The following is a 22,168-nucleotide window of genomic DNA, read 5'->3' on the forward strand; positions in this document are numbered from 1 at the left end:
ATCAGATGATCAACAATCGTAAATGGCTTATTGCTGGAACCTTGGGCAGCCTGCTGTTGGCGGGGTGTACCTCGAAGAATAGTGCCGGTGGCTGTAATGGTTGCGTAATCCTGTCTTCCTCTCGGCGGAGAACAACAATGTTGCCATCCTACCTGCGTCTCTGTTTGTTACCCCTTGGCCTGCTGATCGGCGTGTGTGCATTGTCACTGCACGCGGCAGAACCACCCGCTGCTTCTACACCAGCGGTTCAACTGGAGCCCAAGGCGCTGGAGATACTTAAGGCCATGAGTGCGAAGCTCGCGGGCACCCAGGGCATGAGCTTCAAGGCGATCACTACGTATGAAAAGCCCAGTCGATTGGGGCCACCCCTGGCCTACAACACGGTGGCGCTGGTCAATGTGCAACGGCCTGATCGTTTGCGGGTTTTGACCTCAGGTGATGGTGCAGCCACCGAGTTTTATTATGACGGCAAGCAAGTTTATGCCTTTGAGCCGAAAGACAACCTGCTGGCGCAAGCAGAAGCACCACCCACGATAGATGCGACCCTTGAGGCAGCGTACCAGCGTGCGGCCATCTATTTTCCCTTTACCGATGTGATCGTCGCCGATCCCTATAAGGATTTGGAGAGGGACATGCGATTGGCGTTTTACATCGGTCAGTCCACGGTCGTCGGTGATACCACCACGGATGTGATTGCTTACGCCAACGACGACGTGTTCGTACAAGCCTGGATCGGCGCACAGGACAAACTCCCTCGCATGCTGCGTGCCGTGTTTCGTGATGATCCAACCCAATCGCGGCATCAGGTTGCATTCAGCGAGTGGAAACTTTCATCTACATTGTCTGCGGACTTTTTCAAGCCAGAGCATGTCGAGAAAGCGCAACGTATTCGGTTCGCAGCACCGCCCGATCTGCGCGCCCCGAAAGGGGTTAAAGAGCCGGTTACAAAACCCTGATCGAGGAGATTGGCCCATGAACAGATCACCCTTGAAGCTCGCCGGCCTATTGGTCGCGCTGCTGACCTGTAATCAAGCGCTCGCCTGGTCGCACGCGTCTGCTTGGGGGCACTCATCGGGCGGTGGTGGCTCGTGGAGCCATTCCGGTGCATACGGCTCAGCGTCGGGTGGCGGTGGTAGTTGGCGTGCATCCAGCAATCGTGGCGGTACCGCGTCTGGCGGTGGCGGCAGTTGGAGTGGATCAGGCTATCGCGGCGGCTCGGCCTCGGGTGGCGGTGGCAACTGGCACGGTACCGGGGCCGAAGGTGGATTGGCCTATGGAGGCGAGGGTTCGTGGCACGCGCAGGGGGCATATGGCGCTAGTGCCAGTGGCTACCATCCCGCAACGTACGGCACTCGTTACTACCACCCTCCGACGACTGTCATTGCCAGCAGTGGTTGCTACAACTGTGGTTATCACAATGACGTGAGTCCCGCCGCCGCTGCTGCCGTGGGGATGGTGGCCGGAGCGGCCATCGCCACGGTGGCCAATCAGAGTGCAGTGGCGAGCGCCAGCAACAATGCCTATGGCGCAGGCTATAGCGCCGGAATGATGGCCTCCGCACCGCCGACAATGCCTATGGGCTCGACGTTTGTCAGCCTTCCTTCAGGATGTGGTTTGAGGACGGTTTCCGGCGGCACGTTCTACCAGTGCGGGAACTCCTGGGTGCGACCTGCCTACGGTGCAAACGGCGTCTTCTACACGGTGGTGCCGATGCCGTAATCAAGACCTGAGTGGGCAATAATGTTTTTCGGTGGTTACAATGGCGCTGCTACCGCCCGGTACTGGACCGGACGGCAGCGAATTGATGTGGACGTGGCCGGACAGAAAGAAAAACGTATTTCCCCGGGTCGCTGGATTACTGGAAGCGACTGATTACGGCATACGGACTGCCGCGCAAATAACGCCAGAACAACACCGCCAAAACGATGTCACCCAATGCCAGGGCCGGCAGCGGCCAGGGGATATTACCGGCCAGCCAGTAACCGCCAATGAGTGCGACGACCACGACTTTCAAAGTAAGCCCCAGCCCAATGAACGGGCGGTAGCGCACAGGATCGACGCTGACCATCCAGTAAGCCCAGCCAAACATGACGACCACCGCCATGGTGATCTGAATGAACAGCGTGGAGGTCGGGGTGATTTCCAGCCCCAGCAACGCCGCCACTGGCGTCGTGGCCAACAGCATAGGCAGGCCTGCAAGCACGTTGAAGCAAGCGGCGGTCTTGAACAGCCCTCGGGTGTGAGCGGATCGCATAGTCATCTCCTTCAAGCCATCAGCTTGAGCAGTTTCGGGTAGCTGTTGGGAAACAGTCGGCTGACCCAGAACACGGTTCTCGACTTGTTTCCTGTCATGATGCGTTTCGAGCCTTTGCGCAGGCCTTTGATGATGTCGGCGGCGCACTCGTCAGCGGGGGTCAGCAGCACGCCGGCGGCGAGGGCGGCAAACTTGTCTTCTTCTGGACCTGCGGCCTTACAGCGCCGGCTGGATTTTTCGATGTTGGTCTTGATCCCGCCAGGGTGAACACACACCGCGCGTACACCGCTGTTCTCCAGTTCCGACCACAAGCATTCGGTCAGGCCACGAATGGCAAATTTCGACATGTTGTAGGCGCTTTGCATCGGATACCCCAGCAGGCCGAAAATGCTGGAGATGTTGACGACGCAACCTTCGCGCTGCTCCAGCATCATCGGCAAAAACGCCTTGGTGCCGTACAGCACACCCCACAGGTTGATGCCGAGCTGCCACTCGAACTCTTCGATGGACGTGTTAGCGACGGTGCCGACGACGGTGGCGCCCGCATTGTTGACAACGTAATGCACAGTGCCGAAATCGTGTTTGACCTCGGCGGCGTGAGCTTGAAACGCTTCCCACGACGCCACGTCCAGCAAATACCTTTTGGCTTCGCTGCCAGCCGGGAGCCGTCGCAGGGTTTCATCCAGACCCATACTGTTGATGTCGGAGAGTGCGAGGTGCGCTCCGGCTTCTGCCATTTGAATCGCCAGTTCCCGGCCAATACCGGAGCCCGCGCCGGTGATGACCACCACTTTGTTTTGAAACATATCTTGTTATCCTTCTTGTTTTGATGATTCGCCTACCATCGTCAATCGAAACGCAGGGGACCTATTTACTGAGTATGTGAATGGCAACGGCAGCTTCTTCGATGCCCAGCAGCCCTCCACCGTTTTCCTGAATGCCGTGGCACGCGCCTTCAACCTGACGCTTGCCGGCCTCACCGCGAAGTTGCGTGACCAACTCGCAAATCTGGCCGATGCCGGTTGCGCCAAGCGGATGGCCCTTGGATTCAAGGCCGCCCGAGGTGTTGACCGGAATCCGCCCGCCAAGCGTGAAGTCGCCGCGTTCGGCGCACGGCCCTCCCATACCAGGTTCGGCGAGTCGGAGGTTTTCGACCTGGATGATTTCGCCCATCGCCGATGCGTCATGCACCTCAGCGACATCGATGTCCTCCGGCCCCAGGCCGGCGATGTCGTACGCGTGATCTGCCGCCAGTCGAGCGATGTTCAGCTCCGGCTGATCCAGACGGCGATGAGTGAAACTACGGATCACGCTGGCAGCCACTTTGATGCAGCGGCTTCGATCGGCGCCGATGCGTTTGAGGCCTTCCTCGGTGCAGAGGATCGCCGCTGCCGCACCATCGGAAAGCGGTGCGCACATCGGCAAGGTAATCGGGTAGGTGATAGGCGGCGCCGCGAGAATCTCGTCGATGGTGAACGGCTTGCGAAATTGCGAAAAAGCGTTGTGCACTGAGTGTGTGTGGTTCTTGGCCGAGACCGCCGCGATCTGCCGTTGAGTGGTGCCGTAGGTTTTCATGTGGTAACGGCACATGGCGGCATAGATCGCCATGAACTTGCTATAGGGTTTGTCTGACTCCGAACCTTCGGGGATCTCGACGCCTTGGCCCATGTTGACCAGCGTCTGATAGTTCTCTTCGATGCGAGACACGTCCCATCCACCTTCGAAGATTTGGAGGGCCTTGAGCTTGTCGGGGATGTTCATTTTCTCTGCGCCCAGCGCCAGCGCAACATCGGTGGTGCCGGCCTGAAGGCTTTGCAGGGCAAGGTTGAACGCTGAACTGCCCGAGGCGCAGGCGTTTTCAACGTTGTAGACGGGAATGCCCTCAATGCCGATCTTGCTGAACACGACCTGACCCGGAATGGAAATCTGCCCTTGCAACGGCCCGTTGGTCATCCCGGCGTAAAAGGCGATGCCTAGATCCTGGCGGCTGCAGTTGGCGTCTTTCAGTGCGCTTTCCAGGGCTTCACGCGCCAGATCGTCGAGGCTGCGTTCCAGATGGCGCCCGAAAACTGTCATCGCGATGCCGGCAATGTAAATGGTGCTCATGCAACTCTCCTGAGAGACTCCGCATGACTGCGGCGCCGTTTTACGATGGTTGAGGCGAAGGCCTGAGGAATCAGATCTGGCGTTGCGCGCCATCCCAATACCGCGCACGCAGATCTTTTTTCAGGACCTTGCCCACCGGGCTGCGTGGCAGGCTGTCGATGAAGTCCACGGATTTGGGCGCCATGACGCCACCCAGTCGGGACTTGCACAGGTCGATGAGTTCTTGAGACGTAGCGGTATGGCCCGGGTTGAGCTCGACCACGGCCTTGACCGCTTCACCCCATTTCTCGTCGGGCACGCCGATCACGGCGCAGTCCTGCACGGCCGGATGGCTCCACAGCACTTGCTCGACTTCGCTGGGATAAACGTTGAAGCCACCGGTGATGATCATGTCCTTCTTGCGATCGGTCAGGTGCAGGTAGCCTTCGCTGTCGATATGGCCGATGTCGCCGGTGTGTAGCCAGCCGCTGACAATGGTTTGCGCCGTCACTTCTGGCTGTTTGTAGTATCCCTTCATGATCAGGTCGCCCTGCACGCAGATTTCACCGCTTTCGCCCCGGGCGAGAATTTGCCCGGCATCGTTCATCACTTCGACCCGGATCAACGGGTTAGGACGGCCGACCGAGGACAATCGGCTGTCGCTGGCCAGTCGGCCGTCAACCAGATGCTCGTCCGGGCGCAGGTAGGCAATACTGGCTGGGGCTTCAGTCTGTCCGTATCCACCGGTCATGATTGGACCGAGGACTTCAATGGCCTTTTTCAGCTTCTCGACAGACATTGGCGCGGCGCCGTACAGCAGGTATTTCACCGAGGAGAAGTCCACGTTTTCGATGCCGGGTAATTCCAGCAGCTTGTAGATCACCGTTGGCGGCAGAAAGAATTCGCTGATCTTATGTTGCGCAATGGATGTGAGCATCAGCGCCGGATCAGGCTTTGGGAGCACAACGACCGTACCGCCTTGCGCCGTGCAGGGAACCGCCAGCAGGCCGGCCGTGTGGGTCATCGGAGCGGCGGCCATGTTGACGGGCTTGAGCCCATCGCGATAAGCACAGGCCATCATGAAATGAGCAATGAAAGTTTGCGCACTGCGGTGCGTGTTCATCACGCCTTTCGGCTTGCCAGTTGTGCCGCCCGTGGGCGAAAGCATCACGACGTCGTCCATGTCATAGACGACTTCCGGGCGCGTCGACGACTGGCCTGCGGTCCAGGTATCAAGCGAGGGTAAATCGCCGTCGGTGGCGTCTATGCAGATCCAGTGCTTGATCTTCGGCAGGGCAGGACGAATGTCGGCCATCACTGCGGCGAAGTCATGCTGATAGAACATCACGTCACAATCGAACGCATCAAGGATGTCCGCGTTTTCCTGAACGGCATTGCGCGCGTTGACCGGAATCCAGGTCATGTTCGCGCGCCATAATCCCAACGTGCAGGCCCAGGCAGTTACGTCATTGCCGGCCCAGATTGCGCCTTTGGTTTCCTTCGGCAGGTCCAGCGCCAGCAGCGCGTTGGCGATGCGGCAGGACAATTGGCCGATTTCATTAAACGTAAATGAGCGCTCGCCTTGGATGTAGGCGATAGCGGCCGGATCCATACGCCAGCCGCGGTCATAAAAATCGATAATAGCCATGTCAGTTCCTGTGCCCTGGATCAGAGCTGGGTAACGGTGGCGCGAGCCAGACCACGTTCTTCAAGGAAGCCCAACAGGTAGCGATGACCGAAGGCTTTGGAGCCGGAGACGAAGCCGACCTTGTTGGTCTCGCCATCGATCAGCTTGATCGCCGCAGCAACTTGCAGGGCGCCAGTGGCGATGTAAGCGGTGGTGCCATGCACGGTGGCACGCACGGAGGAGAGCTGGCCGCGACCGATGGCGGTGTCGACCATGCGTACGATGGTGGTGCGCTCGCGCGGTGGCATTGTCGGCGTGGTCGACTGGACCATTTGTCGGATCATCACGTCCTGCTGCTTCGACGGCAGGAATTTGTACTCCGACTCCCACTTCTGGCCGACGGAATGCACCATCTGCATCACGTTGTTGTCGTAGAAGCCGACGCAGGAAACGCAGGACCGCACCCGTGGATCGTTCTCGAAATACACCGGCAGCGAGGTGCCACCCCATGGCAAAGCGAAGACCGGGGTCAGGAAGTCAGGCGAGGCGATGTTGAAGGAGGTGCCCATCGGGTGCGGCACGAGCTTCTTCTCCCACAGGTAGCATTGCTCGGAGCGCAGCTGCTCGAAAATCGAAGCGGTCGAGCCAACGGTGACACCCGCTACGCCGCCACGAGGGCCGCGGCACAGGGTTGAGGTTTCCAGCGCGTCGATGCCCGGGTGTTCCAGGGCCAGTTCGGCGGCGATTTCCGCGTAGGTGTACATGTACGACAATGAAGGTGAAACCACCAGGCCGGCCTGGGCATACAGGTCGCCGAACTGTTCACGCACGTTGCGCATGTACTCTTGTTCGCCGGTTGTATCCAGGTGGTGGCAACCCGCCTTGAGCGCGGCTTCAACGGTGGTCAGACCAAATTTGACGAAGGGGCCGACAGTGTTGCAAACCACCTTGGCGCCTCTGAACGCGTGAGTCAGCGCTTCGACGGTGTGTTCTGCTTCGATGATTTCGTAGGTGGCCGATTCAAGACGAACCACCCGTTGCGCCATCATTTCCTGAGTGCGGCGGGCATCGCGGGCCACGGCGGTGAACGGGATGTTTTGGTCAATCAGCCAGTCCATGGTGAGCATGCCGGTGTAACCGCTCGCGCCATAAACAACTACAGGGTATTTAGCCATTTCGTGTGTTCTCTTGTTTTTGGAGTATTGCTGGATGGGTTGTCAAGGTCAGTGCTGCGACCAGCCTTCGGCATAGAGCTGTTGGCATAACAGGCCAACACGCATCGTGATGATGTGGTTCTCGCCGTCTTCGATCAGTGCCGAGCGGGCGTCGCGGAAGATTTTTTCAATCGGGTATTCACGGGATGTGCCCGCGCCGCCGAACAGCTGCAAGGCTTCGCTGACGACTTTCATGCACTCTTCGGTGACGGTCACTTTGGCCGAGGCAGTGGCGTAAGGATGGGGATGCGGGGAGAGGCGGGCATAGGCCAACGAGCGCCGCGCCACACCGCGTGCCAGTTCGACACGGCGCATCCTGTCGCCCAGGCGATAGCGGGTCAGTTGATGGTCAATCAGCAGCTGGCCGCCTTGTTTGCGCTCATGGCAATACTGCAACGCCAGCTCGAAGGCCGAACGCGCAACGCCAGTAAATATCTGCGACATGTGCGTGCCGGCGTAGGACCATGCCGACGATTGATTGCCGTAGTACTCGTCTTTCAGCGCAATGGCAAAGCGCCGTGGCACCGTCACATTGTCGAAGTAGATCTCGCCCTGGGGCAGTGAACGCTGGCCGATCTTGTCCAGTGGTTTGCCCCGGGAAACACCCGGCAGGTCGAGCGGGATAATGACCGCAACGCCATGAGGGCGACCGTCGGCATCGAAGTAACCATCACCATAATCGGCGGCGATGTAAGCCAGGCCGACCTGCGCCACGGCGCCGTTGGACACCCATGCCGAACACTGGCCGTTGATGACAATGTTGTCGTTGTCGACCTTGGCGCTGAGATTGCCTTTGTTGCCGACCTGATCCTTGGGCCATTCGCGCTTTATGTCGTAGACCATGATGTCGCTGCCCTTGTCCGGATGAGTGATCATCCAGCAGCCGATCTTGCCGGTGCACAGCTCCACCAGTTCTTGATTGCCAACAGACATCGCCATTTGCAAAGGAAAACCCGCAGCACTCAACGAAACGCCTAGACCGGCATCGCTCCAGCCCATTTCCTCGCCAATCAGCGACTCCAGCCGAATAGCGACATCGGGTTCAAACTGCGAAAAGAAATCAGGTTCAAGCCCCAGTTTCGCGGCTTCCTGGTAAACCGTCCAGAACGGCGAACCGGGCGCGCAGACATCGGCGGCGCTCATTTTGTCGAGCTCTTGGCCGATGGGCCACAGGATGTTTTTGGCGAAATGATGCACAGAATGCTGGACGGCGCTTTCCACTTCGCTGAGCGGCGTTTCAAAGCCGGTCAGTCCGACATCTGGAAGCTGTAAGGTGTTGTGCAATTTGATCATTGTCATACCCCGCCTGCTGTTAATGGTATTCAGATGCATCTGTCTTCTGGGGTAGGAAAATGACGTGGTTTGATCGTTTAAACCCCCCCATTGGTGAGGGGGGAAGAGAGAGCTCGGGGAGAATTACCTCCGGGTTGCTGAACCCCATACCGGAATTTCGAGCGTTGGCTCCTGTCGAGTCCTCCATGAAAAGACGTTGTTCACTAGCCCGTACGATCACGCTCAGCTAGGCCCGAAAGGTTTAGGGAAAAAATTAGGGCAAATACAGGACCGCTGTAGACCTCGGCACGCCATAGCCGGTAGGTAAAAACGCCGCAATTGCTGGACTGGAGCGGTCCTTAGAGACACGAGAAGGGGTTCGAATCCCTATCTCTCCGCCATATTCAGAAAACCCCTATAATTCAATGAGTTATGGGGGTTTTTCTTTTTCAGTTCTACTACTTATTTCTACTACTCAACACCTCAAATTTACTCTGTGTAGAAGATCTTTGATGCAGATGAATTTTGCATCAGATTAATTGAGTGAGTGCAGTCTGATCGATTCACGTAGCTCTCGCTGCTTCGAGCGATTGCTTCTCCATTTTTGGCGTAATAGATCCAGTACCACTGTTTAGAGTTGTCTTTTTTCTGCCAGTAGCATGGATACGTAACCTCACCCATTTCCTACTCCTTCTATTCAGGCGGACACCATGTCCAGCGTGAAGCGTAGGCGAGTCTTGGTTTCGGGCAAGCCCCACCGCCATTGGCACATCTAATGCTTAATTTTGAATGTGAAGAAATTGTGACGGGGCGAGATGCCTGGTCTTCATAATCTAAAATGCAGTGTGAAAGCCGACCGTGACTAGACGGTGAGTGGTGGGGTAAACCATGAAAGTGAGAGCAACAGTGATTTGCAAGCGAGACGATAGGATTCTCTACGTTCGCAAACAAAATTCGAGATGGGCTCTCCCCGGTGGAAAGGTCGAGGAAGGCGAAACACCTGAGCAAGCGGCTATTCGCGAGTTATGCGAGGAAACCGGGCTTGTAGCTCAAGATATGGTTTTTTTAGCTGAATTTGAAAAAGACAAAATCCTGCATCATGTGTTCATGACCGTCGTCGGGGCCTCGGACGAAGCATCTCCACAGAACGAGATTGCGGCTTGTAAATGGAAGCCCGCCAAAAATGTTAACGACCTTAAGTCCAGCCCCGCAACCAAGTCGATAGTAAAGTCGTACGCCTAGATCTTCGCCAAGCAATAGCTCGCAGAACTCCTCCGCCTTAGCTGCGCTTTGATCACCCAGCGTGGGGGCTGGCCGGCTAAGACCGGAACTTAAATAAGAATAAATCCTATTTATTAAATATAGAAATATCGTGACTCATGAGAGCGCTGAGGCCTACCCCTGCCGTTGTATCGGGAGAGATGCTAGAACGCCTCAGAAGGGTAGAAAAGCCCCTGTAATAGCCCGTTTCGACTTAGGGAAAGGTGATGCCGAGGCGTTGAACCAATCGGCTCACTGTCATAGGGGTAAACTCGGCGCCACGGCTAGTCTTGATCGACTGATTGTTGAGATAGGCTGCTACCCCAGCGAGAGTTTTGATTCCGTCGAAGCTTGCCGCCTTGATGTGATTCTTAACAGTCTGAGCGTAAACGTCTGCCTTCTCTACCTTGGCTGCTGTTGCTGCCTTAGGTCCAACCTTATGAGCCTCCTTACGACCAGCATCACGCCTTTCAATCTTGGCCTGAGCCGTGGCATCCCCATTTACAGCACGTTGCTTCAGCGAGCCTAGAGCGTCTTTGGTACGTTGGCTGATGAATTCCCGTTCCTGCTGTGCGAGTGCGGCGTAAATGTGAAGCTGGAAAGCATCTGCGTCTGGCATTGTGGCGACCTTGAAGGACGCCCGTTTCATCAGACCAGCAATGTGTTCAACGTCACGAGAGATACGGTCCAGTTTGGCTACTACGAGGATTGCACCTGTCTCTTTAGCAGCATTCATTGCCTTGATGCATTCAGGGCGGTCTGTTGGCGCTATCGTGCCCGACGCTGTATCGACGAATTCCGCGATGATCTCCCAGCCTTTCGCCTTAGCTGCAAGTGCGATGTAGTCACGCTGAGCTTCCAGACCCAAGCCCGACTCGCCTTGCTTGACCGTACTGACTCGAAGATAGCTGACTACTTTCATGGTGGTGATTCCCGTCAATTCCTGTTGATGGGTCTATCGTATCACAACGCTGACGAACGTCAAAGGAATGATATGATCAGGGGCGGGAAAACCCGATCAACCATTCAAGTCGCTCTTTGCAGTATGCCGATTGCTCTTCATAGGTTTGTAGTCCCAACAGTTCCGCCTCCTGCTGGTCAGTACATGCGTAGACATTCCACTCGGGATCTATGCCCTTGAGCGGAACAATTAGAGAAAGGCCCGCCATTGCTTCAGCAGTCTGGCGGGGGTGGCCTGATTCGACCTTTACACTGTAGTCATCTAATACCGCGAATTTACTCATTGGAAGCTGCTCGTCTTCTTAGGATGGAAGGTGCAGCGTAGACCAGCGGCGGCAGTATTGGAGTGGGCAGGCGGGGGGTCAGATGTTTTTGAACAACTCAGACAACTCTGTTTCCAGCGCGTCAGCGAGAACCTTGATAGCGTCTAAGCTTGGGTTGGCTCCACCTGTCTCAATACGGCTCATGTAGGTTCTAGCGAACCCACACCTGTCCGCGAAGGCTTCTTGAGTCATGCCGGTAGCAAGACGAAGCTCACGAATTCGATGGCCGAAGCGATGGCGGAGGGAGGGAGAAGGCATTCCCGTATCGTGTGCTGATGTGATCTAATCGTGAACACACTAATCGTGACATTGACTGAATAGATCACCTGCTACTCAGTCAGCAGATGAAGGAGGAACAGGGATGAAGGACGGCATCATTAGACTCAACGATTACCTTTGTTACTTTGCCATTGTTGCCGTTGCGTTTGCGGGTTACGCAATCTATGGCGAGTGGGGGGCAATCGGTGGATTCATAGCTGGAGCGGTGATGGCTGGATTCTGGCTTGTCCTTAGCGGGATTTATGACGAGCTGAAGAAAATTACTGCATCGAAAGGCTTGCGTTAATCAATACACAAGGAATTGATTGATGGACAGTCAAGAAATTGAAATTCGGCAAGACTCTGCAATGCTGCTTCGCACAGATATGCGTTCGAAGAAGATCAGCCTCAAGGAAGCCAATGCAAAACGTCGTGAAATCACCAGCACTGTAGCGGCGGTAGGTGAAGAGCTGAAGTATGCGACCAGTCGCTTAGATGAGCTCAAATCCGGTAGAGGAAAAAAGCTTGCTTCAGCACCGGACATAGAGGTTTTTGAGTTTTGGCTGAGCATTCCCGGTTACAAAGGGAGTATTCAGAAGGCAAAAGCCGAAATGATAATGCATGGCAGTCTGCAACATGTCAGCAACGTCAGCAGTACCAGCAAGAGTGGGTTAGGTGGCGGCATTGTCGGCGGCCTGATTTTTGGGCCATTGGGGGCTGCCGCTGGTGTGTTGGCGACACGGAAAAATAAAGTTAGTACCCATGTTCAACAGGTAGACACGCGACAAGTGGAATTGCAAATCACGGGGCCTGGCTATGCTTGGTCCGTCTTGGCTCACTCGGGTTATGCTGACAGATTCAGGGAGCTGAGAGATTTGATAAATGCTTACGGGTCATCTCCCAAAAGTATTCAAGACTCCCTTCGCGAACAAACCACAACTGTAAATTTTCTACAAGAAAAGTCGGCCAAACAAAAAGCATATCTTCAACTCGCTGCCAAGGATGCTGAAGAGCGAAGCGTCGCTTATGAAATAACGAAAAAAGAGTTCACAACTACCCGCTTACCGCTCCTTACGGATTTGAAATTCAGATGGCAATGTCTATCCGATTTTTGGCAATGGTTGGCAGTGATAGGTGGTCCAGTCTTATTGACTATACTTGCCGGGGCAACTACGTATGCTCGTATGGCTGCTCAACCATGGCTTAGTCAAGCAATTGCTCTAGCTGTGGCGGATGTCGTGCTTTGGTGCGCTTTGTTCATATTCTATTTGATTCGCTACCGTATTTAATTACTCACAATGGGTTGAGAAGGGATTGAGCATAAGTGAGTGCATATCCCTCTACGAATGCAGGAAATGCCTCCGAGTCCCAAGGCCCGCCGACAGCCTCACCATTAACGAAAACTGCGGCATTCACCCAGCAACGGCTCAGTGCTGTAAGCCCCTCAAACAAGCTGTAGGCTTGACTAGGCGTTACCGCAGACTCTATCTGCACAGACCAGCGCCCGGTGTGCTCCAGGTACTGCCATTGCTTTCTAAGCGGTGAGAACGAGTCGATAGAAGGCTTTGTGTTGTTGTCTGGGTTGTCTGCTGAAGCTTGCAAAATGAACCAATAGAAATACGTCATTGGGCTCTCACTTGCAGAAGCTTTACCCGGCTTTCGAGTATTGCCATTCGACTTTCTAATTCGTTCTTTAGCTGGTCATGACTGGCAGAAAGGTTGTTATGTCGAAGCTCAGCGTAAATGTTCAGTTTGGTGATTCTGTCTTGAATTTCACCAGAGTCTGTTTGAAAAGGACGAAGCTGATAAAGAAGAAAACAAATGACCACGAGAGCGATTGCATTAAAAGTCAAAATGGTTGTGTTCAGACGACACTTTTTTGCATCGGCTAGCATAAAAATCCTTGTTAAAAATGTTTGAGGTTGGTTTGTTGTATTTTAGTTGTATATACAAGGGCGAGACGACCCCGTGCTAAGCATTGACTCGGTATCAGCGGCATACAATCAGGTGTTGTGATGCTCGGGTGGAGAAAATGCTTGCACAGATGGCTTTCTTAAATACCTGCTAAGTTACTTGTCTTTAAAAAACTCTTGTGCCTCTTGGAGATATTTGGTTTTCAGAGATGAGAGTTCTTTCTCTTTTTTCTCTGCCTCTTTTCGCAGATGCGTTTGCAGGTGTTGCTCCGCGAGTGCCTCGATTTGTTTTTGTTTCTCTTCGGCAAGCTCGTTCAGATAGTTTTCTTCTACTTCCTTCAGGATTGTTTGAAGATCTTCATCTTGCTCTGATACGGTCTTGTAAACGGTTGCAGAGTGATAGCCTACAGCACTAACAATGTTGCTGTATTGGTGGCGTGCCTGGCCGTTGAGTGCGAGTTGCACCAACCCGTCTACGAACAACTCCAAAGTCTGAGCATGAAACGTAAAGCAGCTATCCAATACAAATGAAGAACCGTATTCGGAACGGCGAACATAGCCATTAACGTAATTGTACTTGGCTTTCTCTTGTCGAGTATCCAGCTCTTCTTGTGAGAAGGATGCGGGGATGGTCACTTTGGTTTTAATGGTTGTCATAATTTTATTACCTCTTTTAGTTTTATTTGGACAATAGCGTCCGTTTATTTGCTCTTGTTAGGAGCGAATTCTGTTTATTTAAATTGTCTTTTGAAGGGCGGGAGAAGCATCTTGCGGCTTGCGCTATCGCTTAGCCTACGTCAATTCACTACACTACGTTTCGTTCTTTGACTTACTATATCTATATTTAAAAAAGATGCTGCAAAGGTGTCACCCTGTCTACCTGCCTCTGAGAGCCACGGATAAAGGGATTCTCGTGGTAGACAGCTTTTTTTAAGGGTGTCTACCAAGGTGTCTTCCTGTCTACCATATGCCCCATATCAGAATAATCCTGCCGGCATTGCACCTTCCAACTCTTTGGTTGTTGAGGCTAGTGTAAGACCTGACTCAAACCCAAACGGGGTAATATAGAATCGCTGAAGCTTGGTTTTCCGTTGCTTACAATCCATATTTAAAAGTGCGTTTGCGACTGCCATATCTGATAGGCCGTGGTCGAACTCATCAGCGTAGTGATCCTTTACCCATTTTACTGTCAGAACTTTATTGCTTTCGGCTACATCAGAAAGAAGATCCTCTAGCTTGTCCGCGCTACTGAAACCCATAAGTTCCTGTTTACTGACCGTCATAGGAGGTGCATCAGTCGGGCGGTGCATGGATAAGTCCACCTGTTCAAGGTAGTCCCGCACCAGCTGAAACCCACCATTCAAAAGCCAAGGCTTGAGAAGTTCGTTTAGGAACATTGCTGTTTCTGTTACATCTTCGCGATGGCGAATAAAGCCAGGTATCCAGAAACGGCGGTCACCTTTTTCCAATACAAGCGGCAGATGGTCGTTGCTGGTGATGATAAAATTAAGGTAGTTATCAATTGTAATTGTAGGCTTGTGTTTCCGGTGCAGCGGAATAGTAGCGTTACCCTGAAAACTTTTGAGTGCGTCGGTTGTGCTCTTCTTCGACTTATACACCTCATCCACCAAGGCGAGTGTTTTGCCTTCGATGACATCATTAAAATCGCCTACCACGTCCTTCAAGGCGCATACACAGACCGAGGAACGGCCCAGAAGACCTGACAGTAATGTTTCTACTAGAAACCCCTTACCAACGCCGTGCTGGCTCCGTAGGACTGGGGTGGCAATGATGCGCTGCTCAGGCTTACGCACCACGTGAGACAACCACCATCCAAAATAACGTCTCTCGTTTTCATCCGGGAACCAACGCAATAGGAATTCGAGAAATGGGGCAACCTGTTCGCGTGTAACCACCTTACCTGTGGGCTGGATGAGAGGTGCTTTCCAGAGATTAATCAAACCGCCATCCAATACAGTACCGCCATTAGGTTGGAAGCCTTCGCCGTATGCCCACGGCAAACAAGCAAGTAAATACGGAGCCTGATGTTCTGCTCCACCTTGCTGCAAATAGTAATGGGAGAGAATCCCCGCATCTCCTTGATCAATACCTGTTACTAAATCACGGAATCGAGGATAGGCAGTTTGAGAAGGGATTCGGACAAAGCGAGACTTTAATTTTTCAATTGCAGAGTTGTTATTGATTGCTGGTGCTGCGTTCGTCATTGGTGTTTACCTCATCTGATGGGTTTTTATGTTCTGGGTTAAACAGCGATTCGTGTAATGTAGAGATAATTATGTTTAGTGTGTGATTGGTTGATGTGTAGCCATAGTGCTGCATGATTTCAAGCAGCTCAGCGCTTGAGCGTTGGTTAAGGTTTGTTCTCATTGCGCAAATCCTTCTATTGAGTCTTGTAGTGAGTTGTCGAAGTCCTTGATGTCAGCGGGAGTCTTCAGAAGTTTCAAAGCTGCATTAATTTGAAGTCGCACCTTCTTGCGCAAGGAGTAGACTTTGACGACGCATAGGTTGCTACAGTATATGTGGCGTTTGTCGGTGGGATAAAAGCTTTTGTTACAGACTAAACATTCGTTCATTGTTGTTCCTCGGAGCTGGTTGATAAATCTTCTGGTTTTTTGTTCTTACAAAATTCTTTGTACTCGGTAATTGATAGATCTAGCGCTTGGCGATCCATATGCCATCGTCTATAGCAAGAGCGTGTTCCGCACAGGAACTTCTTCGCAGATAGAGCTTCATAGGGATTCCCGCAGCTCAAGCAATGCCTTGTGGTTTGTATAGCCATTAGTGTTCCTTCTATTGTTGTGAATACTTTTTGACGGGCACGACAAAACGGCACAATGAGCACCGTAAAGGGTGGTAAATTCTTTTCAGCAGAGAATAAAAAAGGCTGAGTAGTAAGGACTAAACAGCCTTTGATGCCAAGTGAGGTAAGACTTGGACTTTTTAAACACCAATACAGCTGCTTATAGCCGAAGATGCTGGTTATGATGTTTTTTTGGAACGAGGGGTATGCGAGAGAGTGAAACAGGTAGCTATCAAAGATGGAGGCAGATTTTCATCTGTTTTTTTCTTCTCCTTCTCATCTTATTATACTAAATAAAACTTGTTTTTGTATAGATACAGTTAGGGGTAGTTTAATTTATTTTACCCATACAGTTTGCACTCAAACTGAGTAATGCCTAAAGGATGTATAGGAATAAAGCGAAAGTTTTACGAAGTAGGAAGTATGTTTTAAAGCTAGATGGTGAAGCGAGCCAGACTAAGTGTCAGTCGGTGTTACTTCTTTATTTATAGGAACCATATTCTCATACTTTAAGTTGAAATTGCAACCCTTTATGAAAATTACTAAGACTATTTAATTGTAACTATGTAACAACTTATTACTTGTTATAGAGTTGTGATTGCGCATAGCTTAGATTATTGCTGGGCATTAGATGTTATGCAAGTTGAATTGTATCTATATTTCTCTATTGTATTCATGTAGTATAGATACTCTGCACTGAGTTCAGAAAATTGGTAGAACTTCCCCAGGGAGATAGGAAATACTCAAAAGAGCAGAGCCTTATCCCCAAGGTCTACACAACCTTCTGACTCAATGCTACAGGCTAGGCCTGCTCTGCACTTGAGGCGAGATGATTACAGCTTGTAGGCTGTACCTAACGGATGGTTAGGGGTAGTCCGGCTCCATGACTGACATAACAAGCTCAATCACCCGCAGCCTCACCGGAACCGACTTGCGTCGGCAACTTCATGCATGCACCGCCTCGCTTTGTAGCGGCGACTGTATAGCCCTTTCTTGAAGACAAGTATTTAGCCAAACGACAAGAAAGCCCTGTTACAAATAAGAAAAATTTGCAGGGGTATCTATTTTACAGCATAAAGCAAGTTGTGGGAATGTATACGCTGCAATAAAGTTTCTGGGGGAAAACTAGTCTTCAAAACACCGTTAGTCTCAATACCAAGCGTGGACACGGGTTTGACGCGGAATCGCTTACAACCCTTATAAACTCCGCCGAAATACCGTGATCGCATACGTTTAAATACACCGCCCTTGCTCTATTTCGTGACGATCTGCCCAGTATCAATTGCAAAGAGCTTTGATGGAGGTATCAGGTCAAATCAAAATCGTACGAGAGTAGCTGAATCACTTTGGCCTTTTGTTCAAGGCTTGGCCCTGCCGAATATAGGTCGAAGGTGATCATTCCGGTTTCATGACCAAACAATGCAGGCATTACAGACATATCTGCTCCAGCCCGATGCACCTCAGTGATTGCGGTTTTGCGAATTGAGTGCAGCACAAATGACTTATCAAATTTTGCGGCAGTCTTTAAACGTCCAAAACGCTTACCTACAGCATCAAGTCGATTGCCGTATTTGTTGGTTTCCCCAAGCGCTCGACCTTTTAGCAGGTATCCGTCTTCTGATGCATCTAGTAGAGACTGGACAAGCGGGGCAATGGCGGTATGGATCGGAACTTCACGGACACCGGCCTCTGTTTTGCTCTCTAAAATTGAGAACGCAATCGGAACATTATCTTTGAGGGTGATGGTGTCGCGGTGGACTCGACCTATTTCCTCAAGCCTTGCCCCTGTGTAGGCGGCTAGAACGATCAGGTTAGCCATCGGCTTGTCTTCCTTCTCCAAGGCAGCAGCGTGCAATCGCTCCACGTCCTTGCGAGTGAATACAGCCCAACTGACAGATTCTCCTTTGACCACAGGTAGGTCGTGTTTTTCAAATGGGGAAGGCTGGCCTTTGTACTGCTGACGCCAGTCTTCATCGTACTTGATGGCCCATTTCCAAAACGTGTTGCCAGCCCATATATGCTGCTTCTTGGTCTTGGATGTGAGCGGTACACCTTTAGTGTCTGTGAGCTGATCCAGATAGGCAGACACAAGGTCAAAGCTGATGGGTAGCCCTTGCTGGCGTACATAGGCACTGAATAGCTCTACGCGCTTCACTAAGGTGTCGATGGTCTTGGGATCTTTGCCAACCTTCTCAAGAAACGCCCTCAGCTTCAGCACACGGGCTGGAGTGATGGGTGATTTGGGCTTATAGCTTTGAGGATCGGTGGCAAGCTCCTGCATGTCCTGACGCTCATCCGGCGATAGGTCGTAATACTCGGCTGTGATCTCCATGTGAAGCTTTGCAAAGGCGTCTGAGATTTTCACCCCTAGCTCGGCCCCTTCACCCGGCGACATCTTGTGTTTCAAGCCTTCGAGGTATTCGTTGTAGGTTTCAATGAATGCTGTAACCGGACCTTCCATGCCGCCTTCGTAAAGCTCCTTGAGAATCGGCGCAATGGACTCCGTGTACGCCAAAATATCTGCTGGTTGAGCGCTTTCCTTTGAGCGAGGAGCAAACAGCGTAGGAATCCATTTTTCCTTGCTTGCTTGATTCCGTCGGGTCAGGTCTTGGATTTCCTCTTTCCATTCATCCCGCTGTGACAGCTTCCTGTCTCTGGCAGCATTGATATCTGCTTTCCATCTGGCGAGCCAGGCTAGGCGGCGTTCCATGGCTTCAGAGCGGAGGCCTGTCTTCAGCGATTGGATTAGCACCCTGCGATTGTCAAAGGCCAACTGCACGTCTTTAGGAATGTCGAGACGTACATACCAAGTGGATTCACCTTTCTTTTGGAAAATATGGTCTGCCATGAGTCGTCCTCGGATGAGGGTCTGATTCTACTACTATTTTCTACTACTATACGAGCTTAAGGCCCTGTAATGCCGTGGTTGCTGGGGTTGGTAGACGGTTTTCGAGAGTCCCTATCTCTCCGCCATTATTGAAGTAGCCGAAGCCCCTGAAAACGTTAAAGTTTTCAGGGGCTTCGGCGTTTCTGGCTATTTTTATTCCCCCCGCTTGTTCTCCCATCTGGATTTCGAAAAGCTGACTGAGGGGCCACTCGATTCACATCGAGCATACTGACCCTCCCAGTCAACTCCAGCCCAATGCATCACGCGGTCAGCGTATGGTCGGCCTCTCCGAACCAGGTGCGTACCAGATCGGGGCTGGGCGTGCCAGCGTGGTCAAGCACCGCCACATCGACGAAGTGCTTGCCATTATTTGCGCCATCGGGATCCACCTGCACCGTGATGTCGCTGCCGGACTGCGCCAGTTGGACAAAGTCGGCTACCTGGCTGGTGCCGCTGACGAAGTTGGCGTTGAGCAGCGCTGAGAGGTCGACGGTGTCACCTTCGGCAAAGTTGTAGTCGAGGATATGGTCGCCGCCTTCATTCGCGTTGAGGTAGGCGAACACGTCGGCTCCCGCGCCGCCGCTGAGCGTGTCCTCGCCGCCACGACCCACGATGATGTCGTTGCCGTCGCCGCCACTGAGCGTATCCGCGAGCATGCTGCCCACCAGTGTGCCGCTGGATTCGCCGTGGAAGCTGACTTGGGTGCCGGCTTCGCCGCCGTCGGTGACCTGGAAGTCTTCCGCCGAGTAATGCCCCAGCAGGTTCACTTCGGCTCGATGTGCGCCGTCGTCCACCGTCAGCAGGCCGCCGGCGCCAGAGGCGTTGGCGGTGTAGCTGAGCTGGGTGTTGGTGCCAAAAGCGAGATCGCCGAACGTCAGCAAGTCATCGCTCTCGAGGCCGAGGATACCAACCAGCGAGCCCGCTGCTTCAGCCTGGGCGATCACCAGCGAGCCCGCACCTTCGCCGTGAAAGGCGACGGACGTGTGTGCGGCGCCGGCGAAGGTCAGGCTGGCATCGCCGTCGATGGTTGCGCTGCCATTGCCGGTCACGTCGGCCAACAGGTGCAGGTCGCCACCGTTGGCCCATAGATGGCCAGTGTTTTCGACCGTGCTGGCCACCGTCATGCCGCCTGTGCCTGTGGACTCCAGCACACCGCTGTTGGTGATGGTGTGGCTGCCGGTGTCGAGTACTAGACTGTTCAAACCGCTGGCCAGGATCAGCCCCGCATTGGCCAGTATCATTTGCCCGGCGCCCAACTGGCCGGCGCCGGAAATGCGGTTATCGACGTTGGTCAGCAAGGTGTCGGCGCTACCGCCGAAAATCACGTTTTGCGCGTTGTCGGATAACAGCACCTGGCCACCACCGGTCAAGGTCGCGCCACGGAACAGAATCTCAAGACGGGTCTCGTTGCCGGCGGAGCCGAGTTCGATGGTGCCGCTGTTATGGATGCTGCCACCGAATGGCATGATCGCGCCGTCGGCAATGGTGAGGGTGCCGGTGTTGCTGGTAAGCGGGTCCCTATCGAACTGGAAGTTCGCTTCGCTCAGGTCCACCGCATCGACACCTCTCAAGGTGACCGTCTGGCCGGAGCCGATGCTGACCAGGGCATTGCCGTTTGCGTCGTTGCTGATGCTCAAGTCAGCGAAAGCGGTGACGCCTGTGAAGCCGATCAAGTCGATCTTGTCCGCCGTGACGTCGAAATTGTAGATCTGGTTGTTGCCGATCGGCTGGGCGAAGACGAACGTGTCGGCACCGGACGAGCCGCTCAGGTTATCGTCAGCGGACAAGGCGAAGATCGGCGAGCCCGGGGCATAGACTTCGACGTTGTTGAACACGTAGGCGCTTGCGGTGCTGCCGTCACTGTTGCTCCAGTACATATTGACATCAAGTACCAACGCACCCGCGAAGTCGCCTGGGGCTGTCACGGTCAAGGCACCGGGATCGTTGGTCTGCACGGTCCAGGTGCCGTCGCCGTTGTCGGTTCCAGCATTGAACACCCACCCCGAAGGAACGCCGCTGATGGCCACCGTTACGGGGCCGTTAATTTCGGCCAGTGGAATATTGAGGGCCAGATTGATGGGCTCGCCAGCAACGCCTGCCGGAAGGTTTGCACTGCTCCCGGCAGCCCCGGGATTACCCGCCAGGTCGGTGTAGCTGTTCGCGGCAACGTCGACTTTCACGCTACCGCCCTGCGTTCTGGTCAGTGTCGCGGTGTAGGTGTCGCCGTCAACCTGGGTAAAGTTGCTGAAGGTTCCGCGGGGTGCTCCGCTGGTTGTCGTCACTGCAACATCAGACAGGTTGAAACCGCTCACTGTCTCACTGAACTGGAATGTGACCGTCGACGTCGAGCCAATCGAACTGCCTAAGGCTGTCCCCGTCACTGTCACCGTTGGCGGCACGCTGTCGACTGGCGTCTCGACGACGTTCTGCACGTTTACCGTAATGGTCTGCGTGTCGGCTCCGCCATTGCCGTCGGCCACCTGAACGTCCACGACGTAGGCATTGTCGCCGTCGGTACCACCGATATCCTGGGGATTCTCGTAGTCGGGCGCCGAATTGAACGTCAGCACTCCGCTCGAACTGATCGAGAATTTGCCGAAGTCCGTCCCGGCCGTATTCAGGATCGAGTAGCTCAGCGTCTGCGTTGGTAGATCAGCATCGGTCGCCACCACCGTCGTGACTGCCGTGGTGTTCTCCGCCACGTTGACCGAAGCCGTCGCACCACCGCCGTTGGAGGTGATCACCGGGCTGTTGTCGTTGATGCCCGTCACGGTTACGGCGATCGCCTGGTCGTCAAACAGCGTGCCGTCCGACGCCCGCACAATCACGTCATAGACGTTGTTCGTTCCCGAATCGGTCGGCGCTTCAAAGTTGGGTGCAGAGATAAAGCTCAGCGCACCTGTGCCTGAAACGATCGAGAACTTCGTGGCATCCGCTCCGCCAACGATGCTGTAGCTCAGTGTCTGTGCCGGTAGATCGGCATCGGTCGCCGCTACTGTCGTGACCGCTGCGGTGTTCTCCGCGACGTTGATCGAAGCCGTCGTACCACCGCCGTTGGAGGTGATAGTCGGCAAATCATTGCTGCCGACGATATGCACCGTGACCGAAGTGAGGGTGCCGTCGGCACTGCTTACCGCGAAGGTGTCGGTGTAGGTGGTGCCGGCGGCGAACTCGTTGTGGGCGGAGTCGGTGGTGTAGGTCCAGGCACCGCCGGTGCCGATGGAGAACTTGCCGTAGTTGCCGGCGGTGTTGGTCTGCGCGACGAAGGTCGCGGCGCTGTCGACGTCGCTGATG

General features: G+C 53.7%; 20 protein-coding genes. 5 read left to right on the top strand and 15 right to left on the bottom strand.

Annotated features, from left to right (window positions below):
- The first annotated feature begins 5 nt into the window (after positions 1-5).
- Entirely contained in the window at positions 6-956 is a 951-nt protein-coding gene (locus tag CRO75_RS28680) for a DUF2092 domain-containing protein (RefSeq protein ID WP_239990666.1), read from the top strand.
- A gap of 16 nt (positions 957-972) precedes the next feature.
- Complete coding sequence (locus CRO75_RS28685; RefSeq protein ID WP_097139769.1) at positions 973-1,719, top strand: hypothetical protein; 747 nt, start codon at positions 973-975, stop codon at positions 1,717-1,719.
- A gap of 136 nt (positions 1,720-1,855) precedes the next feature.
- Here the strand turns inward: CRO75_RS28685 and CRO75_RS28690 are convergent, their stop codons facing one another.
- From CRO75_RS28690 to CRO75_RS28715, 6 genes are all read right to left on the bottom strand, one after another.
- A complete protein-coding gene (locus CRO75_RS28690) occupies positions 1,856-2,254 on the bottom strand; it encodes a hypothetical protein (RefSeq protein ID WP_097139771.1) in 399 nt (132 codons plus the stop codon).
- An 11-nt stretch (positions 2,255-2,265) separates the two neighbouring features.
- Positions 2,266-3,060: an SDR family oxidoreductase gene (locus tag CRO75_RS28695; RefSeq protein ID WP_097139773.1), complete on the bottom strand. Its 795-nt coding sequence runs from the start codon at positions 3,058-3,060 to the stop codon at positions 2,266-2,268.
- 61 nt (positions 3,061-3,121) lie between these two features.
- Positions 3,122-4,360, bottom strand: a complete 1,239-nt coding sequence (locus CRO75_RS28700) for a thiolase family protein (RefSeq protein WP_097139775.1) — start codon at positions 4,358-4,360, stop codon at positions 3,122-3,124.
- A 70-nt stretch (positions 4,361-4,430) separates the two neighbouring features.
- Positions 4,431-5,987, bottom strand: a complete 1,557-nt coding sequence (locus CRO75_RS28705) for an AMP-binding protein (protein ID WP_097139778.1) — start codon at positions 5,985-5,987, stop codon at positions 4,431-4,433.
- Positions 5,988-6,007: 20 nt separating this feature from the next.
- Positions 6,008-7,141 (bottom strand): DUF5938 domain-containing protein, encoded by a 1,134-nt coding sequence (locus CRO75_RS28710; protein ID WP_097139780.1) that lies wholly within the window; start codon positions 7,139-7,141, stop codon positions 6,008-6,010.
- Between the two features lie 48 nt (positions 7,142-7,189).
- A complete protein-coding gene (locus CRO75_RS28715) occupies positions 7,190-8,479 on the bottom strand; it encodes an acyl-CoA dehydrogenase (protein WP_239990667.1) in 1,290 nt (429 codons plus the stop codon).
- Positions 8,480-9,340: 861 nt separating this feature from the next.
- On the opposite strand from CRO75_RS28715, the gene CRO75_RS28725 reads away from it, so the two are divergent.
- Positions 9,341-9,694, top strand: coding sequence for an NUDIX hydrolase (locus tag CRO75_RS28725; RefSeq protein WP_097139786.1), 354 nt, complete (start codon positions 9,341-9,343; stop codon positions 9,692-9,694).
- Positions 9,695-9,926: 232 nt separating this feature from the next.
- On the opposite strand, the gene CRO75_RS28730 is transcribed toward CRO75_RS28725, so the two are convergent.
- The 3 genes from CRO75_RS28730 to CRO75_RS28735 all read right to left on the bottom strand — a co-directional run bounded on the left by CRO75_RS28730 (position 9,927) and on the right by CRO75_RS28735 (position 11,253).
- Complete coding sequence (locus tag CRO75_RS28730) at positions 9,927-10,634, bottom strand: recombinase family protein (protein ID WP_097139787.1); 708 nt, start codon at positions 10,632-10,634, stop codon at positions 9,927-9,929.
- A 76-nt stretch (positions 10,635-10,710) separates the two neighbouring features.
- Positions 10,711-10,956 carry a hypothetical protein gene (locus CRO75_RS32705; RefSeq protein WP_143504133.1) on the bottom strand — a complete coding sequence of 82 codons (246 nt, stop codon included), beginning with the start codon at positions 10,954-10,956 and terminating at the stop codon, positions 10,711-10,713.
- A gap of 78 nt (positions 10,957-11,034) precedes the next feature.
- Positions 11,035-11,253, bottom strand: coding sequence for a helix-turn-helix transcriptional regulator (locus CRO75_RS28735; RefSeq protein WP_097139789.1), 219 nt, complete (start codon positions 11,251-11,253; stop codon positions 11,035-11,037).
- A 103-nt stretch (positions 11,254-11,356) separates the two neighbouring features.
- Here CRO75_RS28735 and CRO75_RS28740 point away from each other — a divergent pair, with 103 nt between their 5' ends.
- Together CRO75_RS28740 and CRO75_RS28745 are read left to right on the top strand one after the other, a co-directional pair.
- Positions 11,357-11,560, top strand: a complete 204-nt coding sequence (locus CRO75_RS28740) for a hypothetical protein (protein ID WP_097139791.1) — start codon at positions 11,357-11,359, stop codon at positions 11,558-11,560.
- Positions 11,561-11,582: 22 nt separating this feature from the next.
- Positions 11,583-12,542 carry a hypothetical protein gene (locus CRO75_RS28745; protein ID WP_097139793.1) on the top strand — a complete coding sequence of 320 codons (960 nt, stop codon included), beginning with the start codon at positions 11,583-11,585 and terminating at the stop codon, positions 12,540-12,542.
- A gap of 4 nt (positions 12,543-12,546) precedes the next feature.
- Here the strand turns inward: CRO75_RS28745 and CRO75_RS32710 are convergent, their stop codons facing one another.
- The 6 genes from CRO75_RS32710 to CRO75_RS28765 form a co-directional block, all read right to left on the bottom strand.
- Positions 12,547-12,879 (bottom strand): hypothetical protein, encoded by a 333-nt coding sequence (locus CRO75_RS32710; RefSeq protein WP_143504137.1) that lies wholly within the window; start codon positions 12,877-12,879, stop codon positions 12,547-12,549.
- Positions 12,876-13,148, bottom strand: coding sequence for a hypothetical protein (locus CRO75_RS32715; protein ID WP_143504144.1), 273 nt, complete (start codon positions 13,146-13,148; stop codon positions 12,876-12,878). Before CRO75_RS32715 ends, CRO75_RS32710 begins: the two co-directional genes overlap by 4 nt.
- A 174-nt stretch (positions 13,149-13,322) precedes the next feature.
- Complete coding sequence (locus CRO75_RS28750; protein WP_097139795.1) at positions 13,323-13,823, bottom strand: hypothetical protein; 501 nt, start codon at positions 13,821-13,823, stop codon at positions 13,323-13,325.
- Between the two features lie 320 nt (positions 13,824-14,143).
- Positions 14,144-15,391: a primase-helicase family protein gene (locus tag CRO75_RS28755; protein ID WP_097139797.1), complete on the bottom strand. Its 1,248-nt coding sequence runs from the start codon at positions 15,389-15,391 to the stop codon at positions 14,144-14,146.
- Positions 15,392-17,293: 1,902 nt separating this feature from the next.
- Positions 17,294-18,835, bottom strand: a complete 1,542-nt coding sequence (locus tag CRO75_RS28760; RefSeq protein ID WP_097139799.1) for a tyrosine-type recombinase/integrase — start codon at positions 18,833-18,835, stop codon at positions 17,294-17,296.
- A gap of 299 nt (positions 18,836-19,134) precedes the next feature.
- Positions 19,135-22,168: VCBS domain-containing protein (locus CRO75_RS28765; protein ID WP_143504149.1), on the bottom strand; the 3,034-nt coding region annotated here is incomplete at its 5' end.

The sequence above is a fragment of the Pseudomonas sp. LAMO17WK12:I10 genome (genome assembly GCF_900215185.1).
Lineage (GTDB): Bacteria > Pseudomonadota > Gammaproteobacteria > Pseudomonadales > Pseudomonadaceae > Aquipseudomonas > Aquipseudomonas chlororaphis.

Bases quoted from the DNA above. Each gene is read 5' to 3' on its own strand.
- CRO75_RS28695 (WP_097139773.1), bottom strand. From the start codon at position 3,060: ATGTTTCAAAACAAAGTGGTGGTCATCACCGGCGCGGGCTCCGGTATT.
- CRO75_RS32705 (WP_143504133.1), bottom strand. From the start codon at position 10,956: ATGAGTAAATTCGCGGTATTAGATGACTACAGTGTAAAGGTCGAATCA.
- CRO75_RS28710 (WP_097139780.1), bottom strand. From the start codon at position 7,141: ATGGCTAAATACCCTGTAGTTGTTTATGGCGCGAGCGGTTACACCGGC.
- CRO75_RS28735 (WP_097139789.1), bottom strand. From the start codon at position 11,253: ATGCCTTCTCCCTCCCTCCGCCATCGCTTCGGCCATCGAATTCGTGAG.
- CRO75_RS28760 (WP_097139799.1), bottom strand. From the start codon at position 18,835: ATGGCAGACCATATTTTCCAAAAGAAAGGTGAATCCACTTGGTATGTA.
- CRO75_RS28750 (WP_097139795.1), bottom strand. From the start codon at position 13,823: ATGACAACCATTAAAACCAAAGTGACCATCCCCGCATCCTTCTCACAA.
- CRO75_RS28690 (WP_097139771.1), bottom strand. From the start codon at position 2,254: ATGCGATCCGCTCACACCCGAGGGCTGTTCAAGACCGCCGCTTGCTTC.
- CRO75_RS28685 (WP_097139769.1), top strand. From the start codon at position 973: ATGAACAGATCACCCTTGAAGCTCGCCGGCCTATTGGTCGCGCTGCTG.
- CRO75_RS28725 (WP_097139786.1), top strand. From the start codon at position 9,341: ATGAAAGTGAGAGCAACAGTGATTTGCAAGCGAGACGATAGGATTCTC.
- CRO75_RS28715 (WP_239990667.1), bottom strand. From the start codon at position 8,479: ATGACAATGATCAAATTGCACAACACCTTACAGCTTCCAGATGTCGGA.
- CRO75_RS28730 (WP_097139787.1), bottom strand. From the start codon at position 10,634: ATGAAAGTAGTCAGCTATCTTCGAGTCAGTACGGTCAAGCAAGGCGAG.
- CRO75_RS28740 (WP_097139791.1), top strand. From the start codon at position 11,357: ATGAAGGACGGCATCATTAGACTCAACGATTACCTTTGTTACTTTGCC.
- CRO75_RS28680 (WP_239990666.1), top strand. From the start codon at position 6: ATGATCAACAATCGTAAATGGCTTATTGCTGGAACCTTGGGCAGCCTG.
- CRO75_RS32710 (WP_143504137.1), bottom strand. From the start codon at position 12,879: ATGACGTATTTCTATTGGTTCATTTTGCAAGCTTCAGCAGACAACCCA.
- CRO75_RS32715 (WP_143504144.1), bottom strand. From the start codon at position 13,148: ATGCTAGCCGATGCAAAAAAGTGTCGTCTGAACACAACCATTTTGACT.
- CRO75_RS28700 (WP_097139775.1), bottom strand. From the start codon at position 4,360: ATGAGCACCATTTACATTGCCGGCATCGCGATGACAGTTTTCGGGCGC.
- CRO75_RS28755 (WP_097139797.1), bottom strand. From the start codon at position 15,391: ATGACGAACGCAGCACCAGCAATCAATAACAACTCTGCAATTGAAAAA.
- CRO75_RS28745 (WP_097139793.1), top strand. From the start codon at position 11,583: ATGGACAGTCAAGAAATTGAAATTCGGCAAGACTCTGCAATGCTGCTT.
- CRO75_RS28705 (WP_097139778.1), bottom strand. From the start codon at position 5,987: ATGGCTATTATCGATTTTTATGACCGCGGCTGGCGTATGGATCCGGCC.